We start from the raw sequence: 24,526 nt of genomic DNA on the forward strand, positions 1-24,526 counted from the left end.
GCGCGGCTTCGACTTGGGCAAGGTCGATCTCTGTTGACCACAATCCGTCCGCGAGGACGATCTCGATGTCGATGCTCTCACCCAACGTGCGGCGCAGCATATCCTCCATACCGGTAATCACGGCATTTAGGTCGATCACCTGAGGCTGAAGCGCCTGCTTGCGCGAAAACGCAAGAAGCCGATTGGTAAGATCGGCACCACGATCCGCCGCCATGGCGGTGATGTCGGCATAATACCGCAACGGATCACCCTCATCGAGATTGCTTTGAATCAGCTCTGTATTGCCAATGATGATTGTCAGCAGATTGTTGAAATCATGGGCCACGCCGCCAGTCAGTTGCCCGACGGCTTCCAGTTTCTGTGATTGCCGCAGCCGCTCCTCCATTTGCAGCTGGTCGGAAATATCGGACATGCTGCCAAGAACCCGGACGGCACGCCCTTCGCCATCGCGGATCGCAAAAGCACGATCCTCTACATCAGCCCAACTTCCGTCGGCCCGGCGGAAACGATAACGGTCGTGAACTGCGTCGATTTCTCCCTCCAGAAGCTTATCTGTTGTTTCATTGATCCGCTTTTCATCGTCGGGATGCAGGTTCTCACGCCAGACGGCCAGAAACGTGTCTTCGGGATCGGGATGATGTCCGAATTGCCGCGCCATCCCGCCGCTCCACCAAAAACTACCTTCGGCGATATTCCAATCCCAAACCGTGTTCCCCGAAGCTTCCGCGATCAGGCGAAACCGCGTTTCGGAGAGGCGCAATGCCTCCTCGGCGCGACGCCGATCGGTGACATCGCGCTGGACCGCAACGAAATGCGTTGCCGCCCCCGCGTCGTTCGTGATGGGCACGATGTCGAGCTCCAGCCAGTATTCCCGACCGTCTTTCGTATAGTTGATGAGTTCTGCTCGCACCGGCGACTGCGTTGCCATTGCCGTCCTGATGCGTTCCAATTCGGAGCGCTGCGTTCTTGGACCTTGGAGGATGCGCGGTGTCTGACCGATTGCCTCCTTGCGGGTATAGCCAGTGATGCGTTCGAAGGCATCGTTGACATAAACGATCGTGGAGTTGCCGGGCGCGTCCGCCGTCCCCGCTTTCGTGATGATGACGATATCGTTGATCTGCGCGACGGCAGCTTCCAGCAGCCGCAACTTTACGGTCTGCCTTCGCTCTTCGGTGATGTCAGAGAAGTAGACGGCAAGTCCGTTGGGAGTCGGATGCGCACTGACGCGGAAGGTGCGGCCAAGCGGACGATAGAGCTGTTCGATGCGCACGGTCTCGCCAGTGCTGAAGGCGCGTGAATATTCGGTTTCGAACACGCTGCCCGAAATCTCGGGAAACTCATCAATGATACGGCGTCCCATCAGCTCTTCTTGCGTGCGCTCCAGCAAGGACGCGGCCCTGCTGTTGAGGTAGGTAAACCGCCAATCGTTGTCCAGCATGTAGAATGCGTCGCCGATACTCTCCAGCGTCTCGGCAAGGCGCGTGGTTAGCTCGTCCGCTTTTCGCTGGGCGGCCGTCAGTTCTGTGACGTCCTGCATCGCGCCCTGCACGGCGATGATCTTGCCGCTATCATCCGTAACCGGAACCGCCATCGAGCGAACCCGAACCCGGTTTCCCTTGGCCGTGATCAGGTCGCGAACAGTGTCGAAAGGTTTTCCGTCTCTGGCGCAGTCTTCGAAATCCTTGACGGCTGCTTCGCGCTCTTCCGGCGCGAAATAGCCGAATCCGTCACCGACAGTCGGCGGCGTGCCGGGTGGCAGTTCGTGGATCGCTGCGACGCCATCCGTCCAGGATACCTTGTGCCCCTCCAACGTCACCCGCCAACCGCCCAGCTTGACCGCGCGCCCGGCAATCTGAAGTAACCTTTCGGACTCTTCCGCCCGGTTGCGCACCGTCACAAGCTCGGACACGTCCTGAAACGATCCGTGAAGAGCGATGATCTTGCCGGTTTCGTCCCGCTCTGCTTCGCCGGTCACACGAACCGATAGCCTGCGCCCTATGGCGGTATTGATCTGGAATGTCTCATCGAACGGTTTTCCATCGTCACGGCAGATCTGGGCCAGATGCGCAATCCGAGGTCTGTGTTCGGGTATGTAATAGTTGATTCCCTCCGCGAGCGAGGGCGAAAATCCGTCTGGTTCGTCGTGGATGCGGGCCGTCTGGGGCGACCACTCCAGCCGGTCAGCCTGCACATCATAGTGCCAGGCGCCGAACTTGGCCGATGTGCCCGCGATTTCCAGCATCCTGTTCGCATGTGCCAGAGCGTTCGCCGCCTCGACGCTTTGGGTGACGTCCTGCACCACACCGCGCAGCACGGGCGCGTCGGCAGGGCCGCCTATCTCCGCCACGCCGTGGACATGAACGACGCGCCCGTCAGGATGAAGGGCCGCGTGAGCAAAGGAAAAAAACGTATCCCCAGAGGCCATGAATTCATCGACACTGGCGCGCAAGGCCGCGCGATCATCGGGATGAACCAGCGCGAAGTAATCCTCGAAACTGTGCCCGAACTGATCGGCAGTGGTGCCATACATGCAATAGACATTATCCGACCATTTCAGCCGGTCTTCGGCAATCGCATAATCCCAGGTTCCGGTGCCAAGCAGCCGCTGCGTGATCCGTAGCCTCGTGGCAAGCTCGGAGAGGTGCAGATTATCAGATTTCAATGCGCGCGTGTGCGCAACAAGGTCAATCTTCGCCGGTTCCAACCTTAGGCCATCCTCGACGGCGTGATCGCCTCCAACCGCGTCGATTGCGTCGGTCACGTCCTGCATCCGAAGAATAAGGTGAAGGAGGCGGTCGTCGGGGCCAGTCACCGGCGTGCAGGATACGGCCCAATAGCGCTCTTCGCCGCCGGGCAACAGAAAGCTCTGAAATTCGAGCAGATCGGGTGCGCCCGTGGCAATGACACGGTCAAATGAACCGCGCAGCTTCGCGTACTCAGTGTCGTCTGGCTGGTCTGGCAGCGCGTCGAAAAGACCATGACCCACAACATTCTGGCGCTGGAGCTTTACCGCCGCAAGATAGGCGTCGCTGACGGCGACGACGTCAAAACTGGTCGGTGAAAACACGAGGAACATGCCCGGCACCGAGTCGAACATGATCTGAAACTGCCGAACCAGCCTATCGCTTGATTGGCGTGCCACCTCTTCGCGCGCGCGCGCGTGCTGCGCCGCCTGCTCGGCGATCACGAAACGCGAAACATCCCGCGCGACGATCAGTTCGGCGCATTGACCGTGGTGGTCGATCGTGTGGCCGGTGATGTCGACGTAGATCACCGCGCCAGATTTCAGCTGGTGCCTCCAGACGCCTGCCTCGTCCCGGCCTTCCGTGACCGACGTGACATTTGCATGCAGGGCCCGCAGATCCTCATCCGGGCGAATATCCGCGATGGTCATCGCAAGAAATTCCTCGCGCGAGTATCCGTATTTGGCGATAGCAGCGTCGTTGACAGCCAGAAATCGGAGCGTGTCCAGTGCGTAGACCCACATCGGATCCGGATGATGCACAAAGAAGCTGTCGGTGACTATGTTCAACCTGAAGCCTCTCGTCGTTCAATTTCTCCGAAGCGGTAGGATCGTCATGTAATTGAACAGGAAAATTACATCACGCACATTGATATCCAGATCAAACCTTACACTGACCGCATTCGGACGTTTTTTCAAGTTTGAAGGCGGATGGCCGAGGAATCGTTCCATGAAGCCCGGTTGATCGTGCGCGCACTGGTCTGTCATTCTCTGGTGCATGCCTGTGTGCCGGAACACGCTTGGCCGCGGCGGCGGCGTCGGTTTCGCCGGCCTTAAACAGCCAGCCGAACGCCCCCGATCGTTTCAAGACTATGCTTCGGCCCGACAGAGTTCGGGGCCGCTGCGAAACTCCTCCACGAGGAAATCGACGAACACCCTGATCCTGGGCGCGAGGTTGCGCTTGTCAGCGAAGAGCACCGCGATTTCAGCGTTCTGCTGGGAATAGTCAGGCAGCACGCGGATCAGTTCTGCTGATTGCAGCTTGGCTGCGACCAGATAGGACGGCAGCCGCGCAATTCCGAGGCCTGCAAGCGTCGCATGAAAGACCACGTCGGTGCTGTTGCCCTCGAAGTTGCCTTTTGCCTCGAAAATCGCGCTGTCGGCATCACTGTGCCAGATCCACTCGTTGCGCTCATGACTTCCTGCGATCCGCAGGCAGTTGTGCTGCGCCAGATCCGCAAAGCTCTTTGGCTGGCCCGCGTGCTGCAAGTAAGCGGGCGCAGCGCAGAGAATCCTGTGGCTTTGCATCAGCTTGCGGACCACGATGTCGGGCATCTTGCGCTGCTCGGCAAAGCAGATGGCCGCGTCGAAGCTTTCCGCTTCGATGTCGATACCCCGGTCGGTCAGGTCCAGCTCTACGCTGACATCTGGGTAAGCCTTGAGGAACTTGGGTAGCACCGGCACCAGCTGCGACTTTCCGAAGGCCACGCTGGACGCGATTTTCAGCTTGCCACGCGGGGATCCGTCGAGGCTCTGAATATGTGCCTCGGCATCGGCAAACTTCTCGGCCAGCGCTTTGCACTTGGCGTAGAATTCATGGCCTTCAGGGGTCGGAATCACCCCCTTTTGGGTGCGGTTCAGCAACCGCTGGCGAACCTGATCCTCCAGCAGCCCGACCTGTTTGCTGACCGCCGAGGGCGTCTGGCCCTCAGCGCGCGCGGCGGCGGATATGCTGCCGCGCTCGACGACCTTAACAAAGAGCAGCATCTGGGACGAAATATCCATCCGTGCGGGCCTCCTGTTCCATTCTGTCATAGCGGCTATGCGGACTTGGTGAGTTGTGAGCGCAACCAAAGCCCCCTACCTCTGCAGTGCAGCATAAATTCCGCGCTGCAGCAATCACCGGAGAGTAATCATGAAAGATACCCAATCACTTCAACAACTCGGCGGCGATTTTCTAGGCACACGCATGGTTTTTCAGCAATGCGTGGGCAGTATCCGGGCGGCCATCGGCCGCCGCAGACTTTATTACAAGACAATGAGAGAGCTCTCGGCCCTGCCGGATCGAGACCTCTCAGAGCTAGGAATTCCCCGCAGCCACATCACGCGCCTTGCATGGGAGACAGCATATGGCAGTTAGCATCAAACAGGTCGCACTCGACGTGCGCCGCTTCACCTTAAACGACGTTCACCTGTTCAACTGGACAGCGCCGGTCGGTGCCGCACTCATGCGCTCCGGAGCGGGCACGGTGCGCATGAGTGCGGCGCTGATGCACTCGGTGCAGGTCAGCCGTGTAGAGAAAATCCTCCACGAGATGAACGACCATCAGCTGGACGCGATCGGCATCAAGCGCTCTGACATCAACGCCTACGCCAAGAGCCTGATGACGGAGAAATCCGGCGAAAGCTGAAGACCGCGCAANGCGATCGGCATCAAGCGCTCTGACATCAACGCCTACGCCAAGAGCCTGATGACGGAGAAATCCGGCGAAAGCTGAAGACCGCGCAAGCGCTGAATATTCTGACTGATTGCGCCTCCGCGCAACGGTCGTCCCGAGAAAGTGCTGGTTCTTACTCCTCCCGGAACCAACCAGCACGAGCGGCACAGTCCTGCCTTCCTTGGCTGACTGCCGCAGGGGCCGGCATCCTCACCTCCTCCCGAGGATGCTGGCCCAACCTTCCCCACGCATAAGACGGGCCCACTGAGCGGCCTTATCGATCGCGCTTTTCTGGCCCGCCTTATCCGATGTCATCCGAATTGGGGCGCGCAAGCTGATCAGGCACTTGGTGAAGGCAGAGCTGCCCGCGCCGATGGCCGCTGGCATTGGTGACGCGATGAAGAAGGCGCAGGGATGCCAGTAATTGTTTCTGGCGTCGCAAGCACATGCGGTGGCATGGGAACCGGCGCCGCGCCGAGGTGGTTTGATAGACGAGTGAGGCTTGGACCAAGCTCGATCAAACGGAGAAGACATATGACATACGTCGATGCATTGTTGTCCGGTCAGGAGGGGCCTCGCCCCGGAAACCCGGGCGAGCCAAATCCCGGCCCCGCAAACCCCGGGCGTCCCGAGCCGGGAAAGCCGCCCTCGGAAGTGCCGCAGGACCTGCCGCCTGAGGATGTGCCCGAACCGCCTTCGGAATTACCGCCCGACCTGCCGAACGAGGTGCCCCCCGGGGGACCGAATGAAGCGCCACCCGGCACGCCGAACGAAGTGCCGACGCGCTGAAGCGCTCCACCAAAACTCTGAATCACAGCTTTGTCGAAGCGCAGTGCGTGACATGGAACGATGCGCGCGCTGCGCTTATCGCAGGGTGCGCAAAAGCTCTTGCGAAGGCTCTCCCGTGGCGGGCAATCCCTGACTGCGCTGGTAGGCGCTGATGGCGCTGCGGGTGTTGGGGCCCACGACCCCGTCGGTGCCGCCCGTGTCAAAGCCGCGTGCCGTCAGCCGCGTCTGAAGCGTGACGCGGTCGTCCTTGGTCAGACCGGTGGCGTCTGGTGGAAAGGTGCTGCGCAGCGGGCCTGCGCCGCCGATGCGGTCCGCCAGATGGCCGACACCGATCGCATAGGCATCCGAATTGTTGTAGCGCTTGATCACACCGAAGTTGCTGGTGACGGCAAAACGCGGACCACCCGGCTGCGGCTGGATCACGTTGCCCGAGGCTGCATCGCCGGGCATCAGCTCGCGGCCCCAGGATGTGCCACGGCTCCATCCGTTCTTGGAAAGGTAAGCGGCGGTGGAGGCCAGCGAATCGCTGGGATCCTCGGACCAGATATCGCGCCGCCCATCGCCTGTGTAATCCACCGCAAAGAGTTCGTAGGACGTGGGGATGAATTGGGTGTGACCCATCGCGCCCGCCCACGATCCGGTCATGCGCTCCGCGTCGATATCGCCGTTCTGGATGATTTTGAGCGCTGCAACCAGCTGCTTTTCAAAGAAACTTCCGCGCCGCCCATCAAAGGCGAGCGTCGAGGTGGCCGAGATGACGGGCACATCTCCGCGGCGCTCACCATAAAAGCTTTCAAGGCCCCAGATCGCCGTGATGATCTCGGCGTCGACGCCATAACGCGCCTCAAGCGCGTTTAGCGTGCTCTGGTGCCGCGCGAAGGCGGCGCGGCCCTTGGCGACACGTTCGTCCGAGGCGGCGATCGACAGATAATCTTCGAGCGTGCGGGTGAACTCGGTCTGGTTGCGGTCACGCTTGACCACACCCGGCAGGTAACCGGCCCCGCGAAAGCCCGCCCGCAACGTCGCGTCCGAAATGCCATACCCGCCCGCGCGCTGGCGAAATGAGGCGACCCATGCATCATAATCGGCATTGGGTGTGGGCCTCAGGTCGTCGTCCAAGGGTTTGGAGACGGCTGCACCGCCTGTTTCGGCGGCCCCGGCCATGCCCAGGCCGCGCATGTCGCCGCAGGCCGATAGGCCGAATGCGCCAAGGGCGAGGCCAAAACCGCGCCGTGTCAGGCCCGCAGGCCGATTTGCCGCTCGGGCGCTGTCGCCATCGGGTTGTGCCGCGCCGTGAAGGCGCGCGCTGCTCGCCTTGAGATCACTCGTCATGCCTGCCTCGCTTTTGCTATTATTGCGTCCAGCCTATGGTATTGCTGGCGGCTGCAAAAGTGGCCCTGCACGCTATGTGGGGGATTCTTGCCGGTCCGGAAGACTGCGCAGGCAGGGCGCTGCCCGATCCAGGCGCGAAACACCGCCGAGCCTTGGTCGCAATTTCGCCGTAGGGTTGAACTATGGGATCATTTGACGCAGACTAGGCGGAATTTGCGCCATCATGTGGCTGACCGGGTCTCCTTTTTATTGCTGCCGGGCCAGCGGTCTCTGAACGCACCGCTAGGAATTTGCACCCAGAATGCTAAACGGGGCTCTTACATTTCTTCTGAAGCTCAAGCGCATACACAAGCGCGTCCTTCAGCTGTGCGCTGATGAAGGCCAGCATCGAGGGCAAGGTTGTCATGGTCACCGGGGCCGGCGGCTCGATCGGGTCCGAGCTTTGCCGGCAGATCATCCAGCAGCGGCCCCGCGCGCTGATCCTGTGGGAGATGTCCGAACTGGCGCTCTACACCCTGAACAACGAGCTGTCCGAGACCATCGAGGCGCGCGGCCTCGACGTGCGGCTTCTGCCCTTGATGGGGTCGGTGCAAAATCCGCGCCGCCTGACCGAGACGTTGACGCGTTTCGGGGTCCAGACGATCTACCACGCCGCCGCCTACAAGCACGTTCCCCTGGTCGAGCAGAATGTCGTCGAGGGATTGCGCAACAACGTATTCGGGACGGTCACGGTTGCCCAGAGCGCGATCGAAGCCGGTGTCGAGGCGGTCATCCTGATCTCATCCGACAAGGCGGTGCGCCCCACGAATGTAATGGGCGCGTCCAAACGTCTGGCAGAGCTGATTTTTCAGGCCGCGGCGCGGCGCCAGAATCAGACGACCTTTTCCATGGTGCGTTTCGGCAACGTGCTGGGCTCGTCAGGGTCGGTCATTCCGCGTTTCCGCCGCCAGGTCGAGCAGGGCGGGCCTGTCACCGTGACGCACCCTGAGATCACGCGGTACTTCATGACCATCCCTGAGGCGGCGCAACTGGTTATCCAGGCTGGCGCGATGGCGACCGGGGGCGATGTCTTTGTGCTGGATATGGGCGAGCCGCTCAAGATCGTGGATCTGGCCGATCGCATCATTCGGCTGAGCGGGCTGAAGCCCTACCGCGTGCCGCCCGAAGGCGAGGCTGCCGCCGTCGATGGTGCGCCTGCCGATGGCGACATTGCCATTCATTTCACAAGCTTGCGCCCGGGGGAGAAGCTCTTTGAAGAGTTGCTGATCGGCGAGACCTCGGGGCACACCCTGCATCCGCGCATCATGACAGCGAGCGAGACATGCATTGCGCCAGAAGTTCTGGACGATCTTCTCGACGATATCCTGACCGCTTGCCAGATGCATGACATAAACGGGCTGCGCGGACTGATTACGGCTGCACCGCTGGGGTATACGCCCGCTGGCCCCGCCGCGGATCTTCTGAGCGGCGAGGATGACACCTGGTCGCGCGAGGCCGCCGAGTAACCCATTGGATGAGAGACCCATTCGGCGTCGACATTGAGTGGTGGTGCGCACCTTTAAGAAGCAGTTCGGACGTGCCGGCGAAGGGCCCAAATAAACCACAGAGCCGTTGCTCATTCCGGGGTTCTGTGGCAAAACTTGGCAGAGCAGATTGAACGGAAGAGTTTAGACATGACCGACTATGCCGCGCGCCGCACAATGATGGTCGATACGCAAGTCCGCCCGGCGGATGTCACCAAGTTTCCCATCATCGATGCGATGCTGAGCGTGCCGCGCGAGGCGTTCGTGCCCCGCGGTCTGCGGGAGGCGGCCTATGTTGGTGAAAACCTTGATCTGGGGTCGGGCCGGGTCCTGCTTGAGCCGCGCACTCTGGCCAAGATGCTGGACGCGCTCGACATCCGCGGCAACGAGTTGGTGCTCGATGTGGGCAGTGCGCTGGGATATTCCTCGGCGGTGATGGCGCGGATGGCCGAGGCTGTCGTCGCGCTCGAGGATGATGAGGCGATGAGCGACGAAGCCCAGGACCTTTTGCTGGAACATGGGGCAGACAACGTCATCGCCCATGCCGCCCCTCTGGCGGGCGGTGCGCCCGAGCATGGGCCATATGATGTGATCGCCGTGCAGGGCGCTGTGCACGAGGTGCCCGACGCGCTGATCGACCAACTGAAAGAGGGCGGACGGATGGCCTGCCTCTTCATGGATGGTGCGCTGGGCTCGGTGCGTGTGGGTTACAAACTGAATGGCAAGATGAACTGGCGCTTTGCGTTCAATGCATCTGCGCCGGTTCTCCCTGGATTTGAAAGGCGACCAGCCTTTGTATTTTAACGCCAAACCCCCCAACGCCGGGCGCCGTGATGATTTGCGAGTACGTTTTGAAACTGGCATGGCCGAAAGGACGACACCGATGATGACCCCACCCAAGACGGCAGGGCGCAGGGCGCCGCGCCTTCGCACCGGGGCCGCACGCGGCTGGCTGGCCGCGATGGCCCTCTCCCTCTTTGCGCCCGCAGCCATGGCCGACACTCTGGCTGATGCGCTGGCCGGGGCCTACAACACCAGCGGCCTGCTGGAGCAAAACCGCGCCCTGTTGCGCGCCGCTGACGAGGATGTGGCCAGCACGGTAGCTGGCCTTCGCCCGATCATCAGCTGGTCGACCGACATCACGCGATCTTACAATCGACGCTCGGGCGGCGTGGGCGCTGGCGCTGGCCTCGGCAACACCAGTTCCGGCGCGACCAATCTCAACGCCGGTATCACCGCCGAGTGGCTGCTTTACGATTTCGGACGCACGCCGCTGAGTATCGATGCCGCCAAGGAGCTGGTCCTTGCAACGCGCCAGTCGCTGATCGGGATCGAGCAGCAAGTGCTCTTGCGCGCGGTGCAGGCCTATATGAACGTTCAGCGCAATACCCGCTTTGTCGCACTGCGCGAGAACAACGTCCGTGTGATCAATGAATCGCTGCGGGCGGCGCAGGACCGGTTCGAGGTCGGTGAAGTGACGCGCACGGATGTTGCGCAGGCCGAGGCGCGCCTGTCGCTGTCGCGCAGCAATCTGGCCACCGCGCGCGGTGATCTGGAGCGCGCGATCGAGGAGTATGTCTCGGTCGTCGGCAAGCGCCCCGGCGCCCTCGAGCGGGCGCCCAGCCTGCCGCGCCTGACCCGGGCCGAAGAAACGGCCAAGCAGGTCGCACTGCGCAGTCATCCCGAAATGCTGGCCGCGCAATACAATGTCTCGGCGGCCAAGCTGAATGTGCTCGTGGCTGAGGCGGCGATGAAGCCGCGCGTGTCGCTGAATGCCTCGGTCGGGGTCAGTGAGCGCCTCAACGGCGATAGCGAAAACGAGACCGGCAATTTTGGCATTCAGATCGGTGGCCCGATCTATCAGGGCGGCGCGTTGTCGTCGGCCAAGCGCCGTGCATTTGCGCAGCGCGATGCCCGGCTGGGCGAGCTACACCAGACCCGTGACCAGATCCGCCAGAATGTTGGCGTTGCCTACGCGATTCTCGAATCCGCCCGCGCCTCGGCTGAAGCGTCGGCCGAGCAGGTCCGCGCGGGCCGTGTTGCCTTTGAGGGCGTCAACGAGGAGGCCAATCTGGGCGCGCGCACGACGCTGGATGTGCTGAACGCCGAGCAGGAGTTTCTTGACGCGCAGGCCAACCAGATTTCTGCGGAGGCCGATGTGATCATCGCGGCCTATTCGGTGCTGGAATCCACGGGCGAGCTGACGGTGCGCAATCTCAACCTCGCCGTGCAGACCTATGACCCTTCGGCCTACTACAATCTGGTCAATGACGCGCCCGCCGCGCTCAGCGAGCGGGGCAGATCGCTGGACCGGGTGCTGCGCAAGATCGGAAACCAGTAAAACTGCGCCTATCTGTTGTGCGAAACCCTCCGGCCCGGTAACATCGGGGCCGAGGCAAGAAACGAGGGCGATAAAACAATGTCCGATCCCGTCACGAATGTCGAAATCGAGGATGTGCTGTCGTCGATCCGGCGCCTTGTATCGAACGACGGGCGCGCCCTGAAGCCGGAGGCAGAGGCCACGAAACCTTCGCCCGAACCTGACAGATTGGTGTTGACGCCATCGCTGCGCGTCGATGAGGCCGCGCGCAACGCGGCGGCTGATACCTCGGGCAGCGTCGATGCTCCGGCACCGTTGGATTTGACCGAGAGCGACCGCGTGATCGACCCCGCCCCAGAGCCGGGTCAGTCCCATGGGGATCAGATTCTGGCCGATAACAGGGAGGATGACGACCCGGCGGACGAGATCAGGACATCCGGGCAAGGGGATGCAGACTGGGATGAGGCGGACCTGAACGACCCGGCGCAGGACGAGGAGTCTGGGGCTGACTCATCGGAATTCGGCGATGAAGTCGATAGCAACGTGGCCCAGAACGACATTGCGGGTGGCGATGATCCGTCGCCGGACGCCGATCGGATCTCACCGGAGGCCGGTCCGCTCAAGTCAGGCGATGAGCCCATCGATCGCACCGATGCGCTGAAGATGCGCGTGGCCGAGCTGGAGGAGGTGGTGGCGCGCCAGTCCGACCAATGGGAGCCTGACAGCCCCGATACGGGCGATAATTCCGGCGGCACCGTCTCACCTCTCCCTTGGGAGGATTACACCCCCGGTGATGACGACGCAGAGGCGCAGAGCGGACCCATTGATGACGCAGCGCAGGCCATTGAGGATGCGATTGCCAAGGCCGCCAACCGACCCACCGCCGCAAGCGGCGATGATGCGGGCGATGAGGACGACGATGTTCCTCATAATTTCGCCGCGCCGGAGAGCGGATCGAAAGAGAGCGATACAATGGCCGCAGGGGCGGCGCGCGGCGACACTGCGGATTTTCTCGCTGGGAGCGATGAGTTTCTCGACGAGGATGCGCTGCGCGATCTGGTCGCCGACATCGTTCGGCAGGAGCTTCAGGGCGCACTGGGCGAGCGCATCACGCGGAACGTGCGCAAACTCGTGCGCCGCGAAATACATCGCGCGCTGGCGAGCCAGGAGTTGGACTAGCTTCTGGCCGCCTGCGCCGCTGATCTGCGGCGGTTGCAGGCATTGCCCTACTTGTCAGCCCACCACTTCTGCCAGTGACAGCAGGCGGTCTATGTCCATGTGCTGCTCCAGATGATCTGCCAGCGCATCCAGCGTGGCCTCGACACTCGCCTCGAACTGCACGGTCGATGCGCCGCCCAGTGTGGCAAGATAGGCCGCCCGAAAACTATCCGATGCCAGCAGCCCGTGAACATACGACCCAAGGACGAGCCCATCTGCGCTGCTTGCACCCTCGGGCGCGCCGCCGATCTCGAGCCATGGGCGCGCGCAATCAGGGCCTGTCGTCTGCCCCATGTGGATTTCGTAACCGCTGATCTCGGCGCCGCTGCCGGGGTGCCGGCCGGTGGCAAGTGACAGGCGCTTGGCGGGTTGCAGAACCGTCTCGACGTCCAGATGTCCAAGGCCGGGCACCGTGCATGCCGGCCCTTCGACGCCGTCGGGGTCAGACAGGCGGCGGCCGAGCATCTGATAGCCACCGCACAGGCCCAGCACCGGACCGCCGCGCCGGACATGCGCGGCCAGATCAATGTCCCAGCCATTGGCGCGAAACGCGGCCAGGTCGGCTATGGTCGATTTGCTGCCGGGTATCACGATCAGATCCGCGTTGCCGGGCAGGGCGCGCCCCGGCTCGATCATGCGCACGCAAACGCCCGGCTCGGCGCTGAGCGGGTCCAGATCATCGAAATTGGCGATCCGGCCAAGGCGCGGCACTGCGACGATGAGATCACCGCCAGGCCGCTCAACGATGTCCAGCGCATCCTCGGCTGGCAGGCGCCACGCATCCTCGAACCAGGGGATCACGCCCAGTGAGGGCCATCCGGTTCGTGTCTCGATGGCCGTCAGCCCATCGTCAAAGAGACGCGGATCCCCTCGAAACTTGTTGACGGCAAACGCCTTGATCCGCGCCGCATCGCCGGGTGCGAGCACAGCTTGCGTGCCAACGATCTGGGCGATCACACCGCCCCGGTCAATATCCCCGATCAGCACCACGGGCACGCCCGCGGCCTCGGCAAAGCCCATGTTGGCGATGTCGCCCGCGCGCAAGTTGATCTCGGCCGGGCTGCCCGCACCCTCGACCAGCACCAGATCGGCGGTTGCGCTGAGGCGTGTGAAGCTCTGCATCACGGCGTGCATCAATTCGCCTTTGCGCTGTGGATAGGCGCGGGCCTGCCAACTGCCGATGGCGCGGCCTTGCACAACGATCTGCGCGCCTGTTTCGCTCTCGGGTTTGAGCAGAACGGGGTTCATATCCGTATGAGGTGCGCGCCCCGCCGCGCGCGCCTGCAATGCCTGCGCGCGGCCGATTTCGCCGCCCTCCGAGGTGACGGCGGCGTTGTTCGACATGTTCTGCGGCTTGAAAGGTGCCACGCTAAGCCCGCGCCGGATGCAGGCACGCGCAAGCCCTGCAACCAGCATGGACTTGCCGACGTTCGAGCCTGCGCCCTGTATCATGATTGCCCGCGTCATGTGCCATTCCGTGCTGAAGCCTGAGCCGGGTTTACGGAGTGCCGCCCCCGGAGGGAAGTCGCAACGGCGAAACACGCAGGTGGCGCACCATTAAAAAACGCCAAAGCCCCGCCGCGGAGGGCAGGGCCTTGGTGCGCTTGTTCAGCACGGATAGTTGGCTCAGGCGGCTTCGGCCTGCGCAGCAGCAGCGTGGCGACGCTCGCTCTCTTCGCGCGACAGCGCGACAGAGGTGCGCACACCCTTCGACACGAAATCCATCAGGCCCGATACGACGCGTTCGTTCGGGTCGATTCCGGCACAGGAAAGCACCTCACGCCCGTCGCGCGAGCGCGCCCAACGCGCTATTTGATCAGGGCCGTTTCCATACTTCTTGTCGTCAGAAATGGCATCATCGAGTGCAGCCAGTACGACGGCTGCGAAAAGTTTGCGTGCGCGATTGCCTTGCTCGTTATTGAAGGCGGCGCCGTCAACGAAATCCTTCATGGTTCGTCCTTGTTTTATTAGTCTTGTGTTTTCGGCATGTCGCTCGTTATGACTGAGTTTAGGCGATTCGGATAGAGCATATATGCATACCTCTTATGCGCCTTTTGCATGGCTGGGGCCGTCACGACGCGATATATCGTTGGCTTGCCCCATTGCCTATCACCAGATATAGGGTCGTGCGGAATTCTATCAACCTTTTGTCGGGATTTTGACATAATGCCCAAGATCAACGGAAACGAGATCCGCCCCGGAAACGTGCTGGAGCATAATGGCGGCCTCTGGTCGGCTGTGAAGGTCGATCACGTCAAGCCGGGCAAGGGCGGCGCCTTTGCCCAGGTCGAGATGCGCAACCTGCGCAACGGCTCGAAACTGAACGAACGGTTCCGCTCGGCAGACAAGGTCGAGCGTGTGCGCCTCGAGCAGAAAGACCAGCAATTCCTGTACGAAGTGGACGGAATGCTGGTGTTCATGGACTCCGAGACCTACGAGCAGATCGAACTGCCCGCCGAGATCCTGGGCGAGCGGCGCCCGTTCTTGCAGGATGGCATGACCGTCCATATCGAGTATCACGAGTCCGAAGCGCTGAACGCCACGCTGCCGCAAAAGGTGACCTGCGTTGTCGTCGAAACCGAGCCGGTGGTTAAAGGTCAGACTGCGGCCAACAGTTTCAAGCCCGCCGTTCTCGACAATGGGGTCAAGGTCATGGTGCCGCCCTTTGTCGGTCAGGATGAGGCGATCATCGTCAACACCGAGACGATGGAATATTCCGAGCGCGCCTGAGGCGGCGCGAAGGCTTGAGTATTTTCAGAACAATGAAAGCGCTGCGGTGTCCATGTGGAGGCCGCGGCGCTTTGCTTTTCCAAAGGCGGGGCGGCGCATCGGTGATGGTGTGCACTGGACACCGATAGACGCTGTGATCCGGGCTTTTGCTGGAAGGCCTTAGCGCCAGAGCGCGGCGCGCGAGGCAAAGAGGCCTTGCAGTTTGGACAAGGCCCGATTGACTGGGCCGGGATGAGGCACAGCGCCGGAGGCCAGACGGGCAAGCACAACCTCGGGCGGGCAGGGCAGGCCGCTCTGCGGATCGAAGTAGCGCGGATAATCAATCAGCGCGGCATGGACGAGGCCGGCAAGGGTGGGGCGCGCGCACCGGCGCGCTGGAATGGCGCCCAGATCGTGCGTGAGGCCCCAGCCTGCATAGAATGGCGCGCCGGTGGTCGTGACCGGCACCCCGCGCATCAGCGCCTCGAAGCCCATGAGCGAGGTCATCGTCCAGACCTCATCGACCTCTTGCAAGAGGGCGGCGGCATCGGAGCCTGTCAGCACCATGTCCGCCAGCTCTGTCGCCTCCTGCTGCGGTATGGCGCCTCTCCGCAGGCCCGCCTCAACGTCGGGATGCGGTTTGTAGAGAAGGATCGCATCAGGATTGGCGGCGCGCGCGGCGGCGAGCAGGGCGAGGTTCGTGCAGATCCGCCCGGCGCCGGTCCGGATCGACGCATCATCCTCGACCTGTCCGGGCACGAGGATGCGGTGCCCTTTCGGCAGATGGGGACGTGTGCCGCCCAGATTGTATTTGGTCACGCCCAGGGATGCGATGCGCGTCATCAATGCCTCGGCCCGCTGCGTTTGGTCCGGGCGCATTACACTTCGGCGGATGATCCAATGTTCGAGATCGCTGGACCGTGCCGGATCGTAGTAGATGCCGCGCGTGTCCAGCACCAGTGAGAGGGGCGGAACCAGCTCGGCTCCGAGGCCGCGCGAGCGCAGAAAGCCGTCTTCGACACGCACAGCCTCCTCGGGCGCCTCATCGGCCTTGCCCGCCCAGACCATGTGGCGGGCGCCGCTGGGCGCGTTACCCTGAAAGGTCATGCGCGCATGGCGGCCGAAGACGGCGCTCAGCGGTCCCCGCTTCCACAGGCGCATGCCATGGGCGCGCCAACCGCGATGGTCCTCGCGCCATTCGCGGGCCGCCGCCTCGAGCGTGCCGATGGCCTGCTCGACCTCGCAGAGCGTGTCGGAATAGGGATCATACCACTTGGGATAAAGGATCATCGCCGCCGCAAAGAGCTGCGCCCGGCTGAGTGTCCGGCCGCGTCGCGGCAGTGGCAGTGGGCTGCGATCTTCCGTCAGGCCCCATCCGGTGTAGAACGGACGACCAAAGACGCGCGGTTTGTGTCCGGCATAAATCGCCTCGAAGCCTAGCTGGCTGGACACGGTATAAACCGCAATCGCGCCCTCCAGAAGGGACCACGGGCTGACAGGGGTCTGCAGCAGCGCGATGTTCGGGCCGGTGTCCTCTGGCCCGAAATAGCCCGCGCGGTGGCCTTGCAGTGTTTCGGGGTGTGTCTTGATGAGGATGCGTGCGCCGGGGTTATCCTCCTGCGCGTAATAGAGCATCTCGCGGAACGTGTTGGCATCCGCGCCGCCGACACGCACGGCGGCGTCGCCCACGGTCTGATCGATCACCAGCACATATCCCGGATCGGGGCAGGGCGCCGTGGGCATGAAGGCGTTGTATTTGCTCAGATGTGCCTCTTGTATCCGAAGGACGGCAGCGCGCGCGCGGTTCATGAGCGCCGTGTCGTCCAGAGGATGGGTGGCCAGAATATGCTCGAGATCCGAAGGCTGCGAGGGATCGAAATGCGCGCCGCGCGTGTCGATCAGCAGGCCGAGAGGCGCGCCACCGCTGCGGCCCGGGTGGACCGACCGCAGCCACGCATCCTCGAGCCGGATGAGGCTGGCACCGGTGCGCCGCGCCACGGCCTCGCCGCGCTTGGCATAAGGGCTATGACCCCAGACCGCGACGCTGTCGCCCGCGTCCGGCCAGCCAAGGCGCATGTCATGGCCGGCCAGCGTCATGATACGCTTCAGCCGGGGTTGGCGCAGAAAACCGCCGTTGAAATAGAAAACCCGCCGGCGCCCTTCGGCCCCGGCGGGATCACATTCGCGATCGGCGTGCATTAGTCGCCGCCAAGGGCCGTGGATGCGGTATCTACACTGCCGATCACACCCAGCGTGCCGGTCAGCGCGCCGATGACCTTGCTCCACTGGGCAAAGGGAGCCTCCGTGACGTAGAGCGTATCCTGATCGCGCACCGAGAAATCGCGCGCCATGAACATGCCGTTGGGCTTGGTCAGATCCAGCACATAGACAAGCCGCTGATCGCCGATCAGATCGTTGCGGCCCAGAACCTGATTGGCGATCTCGGCAGGCTCGTTGCGCAGGATAAAGACGCCAGTCGGATCAGCTGCCGCCGACTGAAGACCGCCGACAGTGGCAATCGCCTCTATCGCGCTTAGGGTCTGCGTCTCGAACGTGACACGCGACTGCGCGCCTGTCGCGCCAAGTGCGGTAAACGCACGGGTGTCCTGTTCGACGAGGATACGGTCGCCGCCGCGCAGCGCGATATCAAATTCGGGGTGTTTGTAGAGATCCTGAAACCAGACCTTGCTGCGTTCGCCGCCGCGCAGGACGGTGATCTGCGCCACCTCGGGCGGGATCACGATACCGCCCGCCGCCGACAGCATCGCCGACAAGGTGCGCGTCGGTCGCTCGATCGGATAAACGCCCTGCGCCCCGATAGAGCCCACCAGCGACACGGTCGCGCCGTCACCGGCGAGGCGCCGTACCTGCACCTGAGGGTCGGGCGTCTGCTCGTCCAGCTTGGAGGTGATGATCCGGCGGATCGCTTCGGGCGTGTTGCCCGCCGCGCGGATGCGGCCCGCGTAGGGCACAAAGATGAAGCCGCTGCCGTCGACCTGCACTTCCTCTAGGATGGTCTGGTTGGTCGCCTCGCCAGCCAGCAGGCCGTCATCGACGTTCTCCCAGATCGTCAGGCCCAGCGTGTCGCCTGCGTTGATCGTGTCAGAGCCGAGTTGCCCCGCATTGCGGAAACTGTCGCTGAAGCCAAGTGCGGGCTGAACTGCGGTCGCGCGCGTCACCCGGTCGTTGACCGAAACGACAAATGCATCGCCCGAGCGTTGGACCGAACCAGCGTAGATCTGTTTTTTGCTGGGTCCAACTTGCGGCAGAACGCTGCAAGATGCGATGACCATTGAAATGGCCATGGCCGCGACGGCCCGCGCCCATCGGCTTGTTTGGATATTCACTGCTCGGTCTCCTCGACCTGATTTCCTGCCTCGATCTTCTTATTTCGCCGTCTTCGCGGCGTATCATTTTTTTGACGGTAGACGAAAAGAATTCGAAAATAAAGCGCAACGCGCGCAAGGGCCTATGTCACCACGCGCAACTGTTGCCTCGGTGCCGCGGTCCCGCTGCTGAGGGCATCATAGGGATCATCCGCGCTCAGCATCATGTCGACCGCCTGCCGCAGGAGTTGCCGCCGCCCTCGGGCCGAGTAGAAACCGCCCGCGATCTGGCTGGTTTCAAGCAGATAGCGCCGATAGTCGGTGTATGCCTTGCGATCTGGGCGCTCGGCCCCGGCAAAGAAGTCGGCAAGCGGTTTGGTCGACACGAATTCGGGCTTGGCATAGACGGCCGCGCCGAAGGTCTTGAGCGGAATGCCCCGCCAGAGCACCTGCTGCGCGGCGGTTGAATTGACCGTGACGGCACTGCGCGCCTCGTCCAGAAGTTGCGCCAGCTTGCCACCGCGCACGTAATGCACGCGCCCCGCGACCCCATGCGCGCGCGCAAGGCGGCGCAGATCGCGCCGCACAGGCACGCGGCCGTCCTCCAATGGATGCGCCTTGACCACGAGGTGATGATGCTGCGGTGCGCCATGCGCAAACCCGGTCACCACCGTTTCCAGGAAATCGGCCATCGTCTCAAAGGGTGAATGCATCTGGAAACTGCTGTCATGCTCCAGTTGCAACAGCGCAAGATGATAGGGAAATCCGCCATGACGAATGCGCCATGTCGCCAGCCGGCGGTCGATAGCCTGCACCGGCATCAGCAGAAGGCGCTTGAGGTAGAGGCCGAATTCCTTGCGCACGGTAATCGACCGGTGCGGCCTGAAATCGCGATAGCGCCAGTTCAGCGCGAGCACACAGAAGTGATAGAGCGCACCGTAGAAGACATGATGGCGCATGTCGCCCCAGCTGGCAGGTGGCAGGGCGCTGTCCATGTCCGATTGTTCCAGATCGGCGCGCATCTGCTCGACGCTCAGCTCCATCAGCCGCGAATTGCCGTTGGCGCCGCCGCGTTCATAGGTCACCCAATAGGGGCGCATGTACCCCTCCTCGAAGACATGAATGCGCAGCCCGCGCGCGCGCGCCTGTCTGACTGCCTCGGCATGGATGGGGCGGGTGTCCCCATAGAGGACAATATCGGTCACGCCCTTTTCGGTCAGAATGCGCTTCAGCGCCGGAGCCCAATCGTCTGGCGCGCCCTTGTAGGGCAGGTAGCTGGCCCGGTCAGGCCAGAACAGACTGTCGCCCGCGTTGAATCCGGCGCGCCACACATCCGCCCCGGCCCGGCGCAGCATGCGCCCCAGTCTGGCGAAAAAGGGCCCATGAGGCCCTTGCAGGAACAAAAAGACATGATGCGTGCCGGCGATGTTGCTCATGGTCCGCTGATACTCGCTAAAACTTACCAAATCCCGCTACACGCCGTAGACTACGCCGCAAACGGGGCGAAATTAAGACAAATGCCGCGCACTGCCTTGCCCGGCGCCGCCCATACCGCTACGTCCGTGCCACAGATCAGACAAGGACGCATCCCCATGTTTACCGGCATCATCACCGATCAGGGCACCATCCGCACGCTTCATCAGCAGGGCGACCTGCGCGCGCGCATCGGCTGCGGCTATGACATGGACACCGTCGCCCTCGGTGCCTCGATCGCCTGCGACGGTGTTTGCCTGACAGTGATCGAAACCGGCAGTGACTGGTTCGACGTTCAGATCTCGGCCGAGACGGTGTCCAAGACCAACCTGCCTGATTGGACCGAGGGCCGCACCGTCAATCTGGAGCGCGCGCTCAAGGTCGGGGATGAGTTGGGCGGACATATCGTGTCGGGCCATGTCGACGGCATCGCGCGCATCACGGCCATGCAGGACGAGGGGGACAGCACGCGCGTCACCCTTACAGCTCCGGACGATCTGGCGCGCTTCATCGCGCCCAAGGGCTCGGTTGCGCTCAACGGCACGTCGCTTACGGTCAACGAGGTGGATGGCTGCACGTTCGGCATCAATTTCATCCCTCATACCAAGGATGTCACCACCTGGGGCCGCGCCGCGGTGGGCGATGCCGTCAATCTCGAGATCGACACAATGGCCCGCTACGTCGCGCGCCTGCGCGAATTCGACTGAAAAGCGCTGCTGTTCGCCTCCAGCTCTTTCATTGTTCGTGAAATACTCCCGCCGGAGGCTTCGCCGTTGGGGCTGGGCGTCAAGCGCGCCCTGACGAAAATGAGGCGCGAAGCTGGTCGCAAAGCTTGATCAGGCATAAAAGTTAGACCATCCTGCCGGCCAACAGCAGGCCGCTCCGGAGCGTTGGTTCCTTCAGCCAAAACAATACTATAAGGCGATACCTTGCCCAGACGCAGAAGCGAGGCCAGGGTTTTGATTTTTGAGGTGGCGCACGATGTCTAAAAAGCCTGAATCCGCGGACACGAAGAATGTGGCGCCCCTTGCGTCGCAACACGTGGAGAGATTGAAGGCAGCCGTGCTGAGCTCATGCTCGGCGGAGTGTCGGTCTGCCTGTTCTGACATCAGAAGCGCCGGTGTGAGCTTGGATGACCTTACCGACCGCTATATTCCCGCCGTCGCTCGTACGCTAGGCGATGAATGGTCTGAGGATCATGTCACCTTCGCGTCCACAACGGTGGGTGTTGCCCGTCTACAGTGGTTGGTGCGGCTGCTGGAGCCTGCACCCACGGATTCCCCAACGGCCGCCGATGTGCCGGGCATCTTGATAGTCGTTCCCGCCGGGGAGCAGCATACGCTTGGCGCCATCTTGTTGAGCAGTCAACTGAGGCGCCGGGGGTTTGGCGTCAGCCTGATACTGGAGGCAACTGTCGCTTCTGTAGAGCCCCGCATGCGCAAGGCGAATTTGCAGGCCACGATGATTTCGACTTCGCCTGGACCTCACATGAGTGATCTGCGCGCCCTCGTCGACGCGTCACGGCGTGTCATGAAAAAGAATGCACCCGTCCTGATTGGGGGCACCGTCACAAAGACAAGTCTCGACATCAAAGATCTCTCGGGCGCCGATCATGTCGCGACCGATATAGATGACGCAATTCGCCTCTGCGCGTTGGAGATCAGCGGCGCAGAAGTAGAGACAGCTTGAGCGATCCCACCAGTCCGCGCGCCAGAGCGTAATCGGCGCCCTGACCCGGTCGTTTCTGGCCATCACAGTGAATACAGACCGCATCAGCTCGCGGAGCTGGCGTTATCGATGACGGCTGATGCCTCCAGGCATGGCTTTCCCCGGCGAAACCGGTCGACCGAAAAGGCGGCCATGCGGCTATCGATCTCGCCGGTTGCGATGGCCTTGGACATGAGGTCCGCCGCGCCCGGTCCGCCCGCTATACCATAAGTCCAGCCAGCGTTGATCCACAGGTCACGAATGTCCGGATGTGGCCCCAGCAGTGGGCCGCCGTCCGGGGCCGGATGGAGGTAGCCTGACCACTGCCTGAGCACGCGGATATTCCGGAGCTGTGGGAACATTTCGAGCAAGTGCTTGGCATAGCGCGGCAGGACGTAGGCGGTGGATTTAAGGTTCCTTTTGGCGCTTTCCCCGGGCAACTCGCTGCCACCAACGATTTCACCCCGCGCCGTCTGATGCAGATAGGTCATGCGATCGACCAGAGCGACGGCCGGATAGATCAGCGGTCGCAGAGGCTCAGTTGCCGCCGCTTCGATCCGGAACGGCATGGCTTCGAGGTCTACCCCCGCCATATTGGCAAGGTCGGTCGACTGCCCCCCTGCGGCGATGACGGTCAGATCGGCCTCAACCCGCGCGTCGCCAACCTGCACGGCAGACACGCGGCCGTCAGTCGTCTCGATGCCGGTCACTGCAGTCTGGTAGTGAACCTGAATACCTTGCGCCCGCGTCACGTCCAGCGCCGCCTTCATGACAGCGTGGTGCGGCGCGGTGCCCCCGTCAGACAGATGTATCGCGCCGCTGACGCGTTGGTGCTCGATGGCCGGCAGAATCTCCTTCAGTCGGAGACTGCTCAGCATCTCTGTCTTGATTCCGAGCGCCTTTTGGTTCTCGTGGGCGACTTCCAGCATCGCGCGGGACTTGTCGGACTCGGCAATGACGCTGTAGCCACGGCGGGTGAACATGACGTTTCGGCGCAGACGCGAGGACAGGGCCTTCCACTGCTCGACGGAATGGTGAAAAAGCCCGATCCATTCGGGCGACGAAAACCCGCTCCGCACAAGGGTTCCGTTTCGTCCCGACGCGCCGCCCTGCCAGTAACCCGCGTCGAGCACGAGGATATCCCTCTTGCCACGTTCGGCCAGATTAAAAGCGAGCAGGAGCCCTTGGATTCCTGCGCCAATGATCACTATCTCGCACCGCTTGGGTAGGCGCGCGGTCATGTCTCGACCTCCGTGATGTCGGCCAGTCCCGCTGCCTGCCCAATGGTCAATGCCGCGCGGGTCGGCCTGTAGGTTGGATGACCGATGTCATCGGGGCACTTGCCGGTTGCATCGGCAATGACAGCGGCGAGGTAATCCCAGCATGGCACACCCTGACAGGTGCCCATCCCGCAGGTCGAGCGTCGTTTAAGCTCTTCGATATGCGTGACGCCAAGTTTGATAAGATCCAGGATTTCGTCGACCGTCACGTCCATGCAAGGACAAACCAAGGCGCGTCGGTCAAGCGCGCGGCTAAAGCTGACAGCCTCGTTCGGCTCGCCGCAGGCACCTGTCAGTGAGATGTGGTCAGGCAGGGCCCCGGCCGTCAGGCGAAGATCACCGTCCGCGCCCGCCTGAAAACCCAGTGAAGGATCGGATCGCCATGGCCCGGCATGAACAACCGCGTCGCAGGCAATCTTTCGGCCGTGGGTGCGGACTGAAGAAACGGAACCATGCCCCTCGATCCGCTCTACATCGGAAACATCTATGAAATCTATGATGTTACACCCCAGTTGCGACAAGTTTTCCGCAATCGCTTGCCCCGACCGCGTGCCGATGACCAAAACACGCTGTCCTGGCGAAACGCCGTGTCTTGCAGCAAGGTGCAGGGCCGTTCTTGCGTCCAGAACGCCAGGCAGGGCGGCACCGGCCACCAAGGGCGGAACGGATCGCGTACCGGTCGCGAGGATGACACGATCCGCTTCGATCAGAACGCCCGGCTCTTGCGGATTGTTGGGCGCCGCCATGGCAATCCGCGCATTATCGAAAAGGCCATATACCTCGTGGTCGGTCAAAACCGTCACCGTGCCGGGCAGCGATAAAGATGCGGCGTCACGTCCGAATGCCATGCCGCCGACGTCGCGGGATCGTGTCACGAGCACAACGCTGCCGGAAGCCGATTGGGCGGCTGCCAATCCCGCGGGACCACCCCCGATGATCAGGGTGTCGGCCTTGATGCGCCGACCAGGGATCGCATCCAGGTCGTTGACCTCGGGTGGATCGGCCTCGCCAGCCATATGCCACAGAAATTTTTCCCAAGACTTCCAGGCAAAGGAGCCATCGGGGATGAAACGCGGGTGCTCGAACCCTGCGCGGATCATCTTTCGTGGAAGAAGTCGTGCCATGTTCAGCAGATCGACTTTGGCCGATGGCCAAACATTCTCCATCTCGACGCACTGGTTCTGTGCCGTCGCCACGCGATCCAGACGAGAATGCGGAATTCCATTCACCGAAGCCAGATGACCGGCGGAAAAGCTGCCTGACAAACCGCGCGGTTGGTGGAATTTTCGCGATTTCGTAAACGCGCGAATACCTTGCCCATAGAGCGTTGCGGCGACGGTGTCGCCCTGAAGACCCTTCACTGGCTTGCCGTTCCAGGAGATCGTGACAGGCTCACGCTCAACATGAGGCAAGCGGGATGGAGATTGAGTCATTGTCGTTCACTTCAGC

General features: G+C 62.3%; 20 protein-coding genes. 10 read left to right on the forward strand and 10 right to left on the reverse strand.

From position 1 onward, the window contains the following. A partial coding sequence (locus tag V8352_RS12520) for a PAS domain S-box protein (protein ID WP_336424635.1) occupies positions 1 to 3,532 on the reverse strand: 3,532 nt, incomplete at its 3' end. Positions 3,533 to 3,832: 300 nt separating this feature from the next. Continuing rightward, positions 3,833 to 4,747 (reverse strand): LysR family transcriptional regulator, encoded by a 915-nt coding sequence (locus tag V8352_RS12525; RefSeq protein ID WP_336424636.1) that lies wholly within the window; start codon positions 4,745 to 4,747, stop codon positions 3,833 to 3,835. Positions 4,748 to 4,877: 130 nt separating this feature from the next. Between V8352_RS12525 and V8352_RS12530 the strand changes: the two genes are divergently transcribed. The 3 genes from V8352_RS12530 (at position 4,878) to V8352_RS12540 (ending at position 6,189) form a co-directional block, all read left to right on the forward strand. Beyond that, positions 4,878 to 5,102 carry a DUF1127 domain-containing protein gene (locus V8352_RS12530; RefSeq protein WP_336424637.1) on the forward strand — a complete coding sequence of 75 codons (225 nt, stop codon included), beginning with the start codon at positions 4,878 to 4,880 and terminating at the stop codon, positions 5,100 to 5,102. Then, positions 5,092 to 5,373 (forward strand): hypothetical protein, encoded by a 282-nt coding sequence (locus tag V8352_RS12535; RefSeq protein ID WP_336424638.1) that lies wholly within the window; start codon positions 5,092 to 5,094, stop codon positions 5,371 to 5,373. The genes V8352_RS12530 and V8352_RS12535 overlap by 11 nt, the downstream gene beginning before the upstream one ends. Before the next feature lie 561 nt (positions 5,374 to 5,934). After that, complete coding sequence (locus tag V8352_RS12540; RefSeq protein WP_336424639.1) at positions 5,935 to 6,189, forward strand: hypothetical protein; 255 nt, start codon at positions 5,935 to 5,937, stop codon at positions 6,187 to 6,189. 75 nt (positions 6,190 to 6,264) lie between these two features. Here V8352_RS12540 and V8352_RS12545 read toward each other — a convergent pair whose 3' ends face one another. Then, the gene (locus V8352_RS12545; protein ID WP_336424707.1) at positions 6,265 to 7,368 is read right to left on the reverse strand and encodes a lytic murein transglycosylase; all 1,104 of its coding nucleotides are present in this window, start codon (positions 7,366 to 7,368) and stop codon (positions 6,265 to 6,267) included. A gap of 527 nt (positions 7,369 to 7,895) precedes the next feature. Here V8352_RS12545 and V8352_RS12550 point away from each other — a divergent pair. The 4 genes from V8352_RS12550 (at position 7,896) to V8352_RS12565 (ending at position 12,543) form a co-directional block, all read left to right on the forward strand. Next, positions 7,896 to 9,026, forward strand: a complete 1,131-nt coding sequence (locus tag V8352_RS12550; RefSeq protein WP_336424640.1) for a UDP-N-acetylglucosamine 4,6-dehydratase family protein — start codon at positions 7,896 to 7,898, stop codon at positions 9,024 to 9,026. A 168-nt stretch (positions 9,027 to 9,194) separates the two neighbouring features. Then, positions 9,195 to 9,848, forward strand: coding sequence for a protein-L-isoaspartate O-methyltransferase family protein (locus V8352_RS12555; RefSeq protein WP_336424641.1), 654 nt, complete (start codon positions 9,195 to 9,197; stop codon positions 9,846 to 9,848). Positions 9,849 to 9,927: 79 nt separating this feature from the next. Then, positions 9,928 to 11,385 (forward strand): TolC family outer membrane protein, encoded by a 1,458-nt coding sequence (locus V8352_RS12560; RefSeq protein WP_336424642.1) that lies wholly within the window; start codon positions 9,928 to 9,930, stop codon positions 11,383 to 11,385. A 78-nt stretch (positions 11,386 to 11,463) separates the two neighbouring features. Continuing rightward, complete coding sequence (locus V8352_RS12565) at positions 11,464 to 12,543, forward strand: hypothetical protein (RefSeq protein WP_336424643.1); 1,080 nt, start codon at positions 11,464 to 11,466, stop codon at positions 12,541 to 12,543. A gap of 54 nt (positions 12,544 to 12,597) precedes the next feature. Here the strand turns inward: V8352_RS12565 and V8352_RS12570 are convergent, their stop codons facing one another. Both V8352_RS12570 and V8352_RS12575 read right to left on the reverse strand, forming a co-directional pair. After that, on the reverse strand, positions 12,598 to 14,049 hold the full coding sequence (locus V8352_RS12570) for a cobyric acid synthase (protein ID WP_336424644.1): 1,452 nt from the start codon (positions 14,047 to 14,049) through the stop codon (positions 12,598 to 12,600). Between the two features lie 159 nt (positions 14,050 to 14,208). Then, positions 14,209 to 14,532 carry a DUF6280 family protein gene (locus V8352_RS12575; RefSeq protein ID WP_138935153.1) on the reverse strand — a complete coding sequence of 108 codons (324 nt, stop codon included), beginning with the start codon at positions 14,530 to 14,532 and terminating at the stop codon, positions 14,209 to 14,211. A gap of 216 nt (positions 14,533 to 14,748) precedes the next feature. On the opposite strand from V8352_RS12575, the gene efp reads away from it, so the two are divergent. Next, positions 14,749 to 15,312 carry an elongation factor P gene (efp, locus tag V8352_RS12580; RefSeq protein WP_336424645.1) on the forward strand — a complete coding sequence of 188 codons (564 nt, stop codon included), beginning with the start codon at positions 14,749 to 14,751 and terminating at the stop codon, positions 15,310 to 15,312. A gap of 159 nt (positions 15,313 to 15,471) precedes the next feature. Here efp and V8352_RS12585 read toward each other — a convergent pair whose 3' ends face one another. From V8352_RS12585 to V8352_RS12595, 3 genes are all read right to left on the reverse strand, one after another. After that, positions 15,472 to 17,490 (reverse strand): capsular polysaccharide biosynthesis protein, encoded by a 2,019-nt coding sequence (locus tag V8352_RS12585; RefSeq protein WP_336424646.1) that lies wholly within the window; start codon positions 17,488 to 17,490, stop codon positions 15,472 to 15,474. Continuing rightward, the gene (locus V8352_RS12590) at positions 17,490 to 18,596 is read right to left on the reverse strand and encodes a polysaccharide biosynthesis/export family protein (RefSeq protein WP_336424708.1); all 1,107 of its coding nucleotides are present in this window, start codon (positions 18,594 to 18,596) and stop codon (positions 17,490 to 17,492) included. The genes V8352_RS12585 and V8352_RS12590 overlap by 1 nt, the downstream gene beginning before the upstream one ends. Positions 18,597 to 18,760: 164 nt before the next feature. Next, positions 18,761 to 20,053, reverse strand: a complete 1,293-nt coding sequence (locus V8352_RS12595) for a capsule biosynthesis protein (protein WP_336424647.1) — start codon at positions 20,051 to 20,053, stop codon at positions 18,761 to 18,763. A gap of 156 nt (positions 20,054 to 20,209) precedes the next feature. On the opposite strand from V8352_RS12595, the gene V8352_RS12600 reads away from it, so the two are divergent. Together V8352_RS12600 and V8352_RS12605 are read left to right on the forward strand one after the other, a co-directional pair. Continuing rightward, positions 20,210 to 20,797, forward strand: a complete 588-nt coding sequence (locus V8352_RS12600; protein ID WP_336424648.1) for a riboflavin synthase — start codon at positions 20,210 to 20,212, stop codon at positions 20,795 to 20,797. A gap of 421 nt (positions 20,798 to 21,218) precedes the next feature. Continuing rightward, positions 21,219 to 21,779: a cobalamin B12-binding domain-containing protein gene (locus V8352_RS12605; RefSeq protein WP_336424649.1), complete on the forward strand. Its 561-nt coding sequence runs from the start codon at positions 21,219 to 21,221 to the stop codon at positions 21,777 to 21,779. Positions 21,780 to 21,862: 83 nt separating this feature from the next. Here V8352_RS12605 and V8352_RS12610 read toward each other — a convergent pair whose 3' ends face one another. Further along, on the reverse strand, positions 21,863 to 23,038 hold the full coding sequence (locus V8352_RS12610) for an NAD(P)/FAD-dependent oxidoreductase (RefSeq protein WP_336424650.1): 1,176 nt from the start codon (positions 23,036 to 23,038) through the stop codon (positions 21,863 to 21,865). Next, entirely contained in the window at positions 23,035 to 24,489 is a 1,455-nt protein-coding gene (locus V8352_RS12615; RefSeq protein WP_336424651.1) for a 2Fe-2S iron-sulfur cluster-binding protein, read from the reverse strand. The genes V8352_RS12610 and V8352_RS12615 overlap by 4 nt, the downstream gene beginning before the upstream one ends. Positions 24,490 to 24,526 lie beyond the last annotated feature (37 nt).

The sequence above is a fragment of the Roseovarius sp. D0-M9 genome (assembly GCF_037083805.1).
GTDB lineage: Bacteria > Pseudomonadota > Alphaproteobacteria > Rhodobacterales > Rhodobacteraceae > Roseovarius.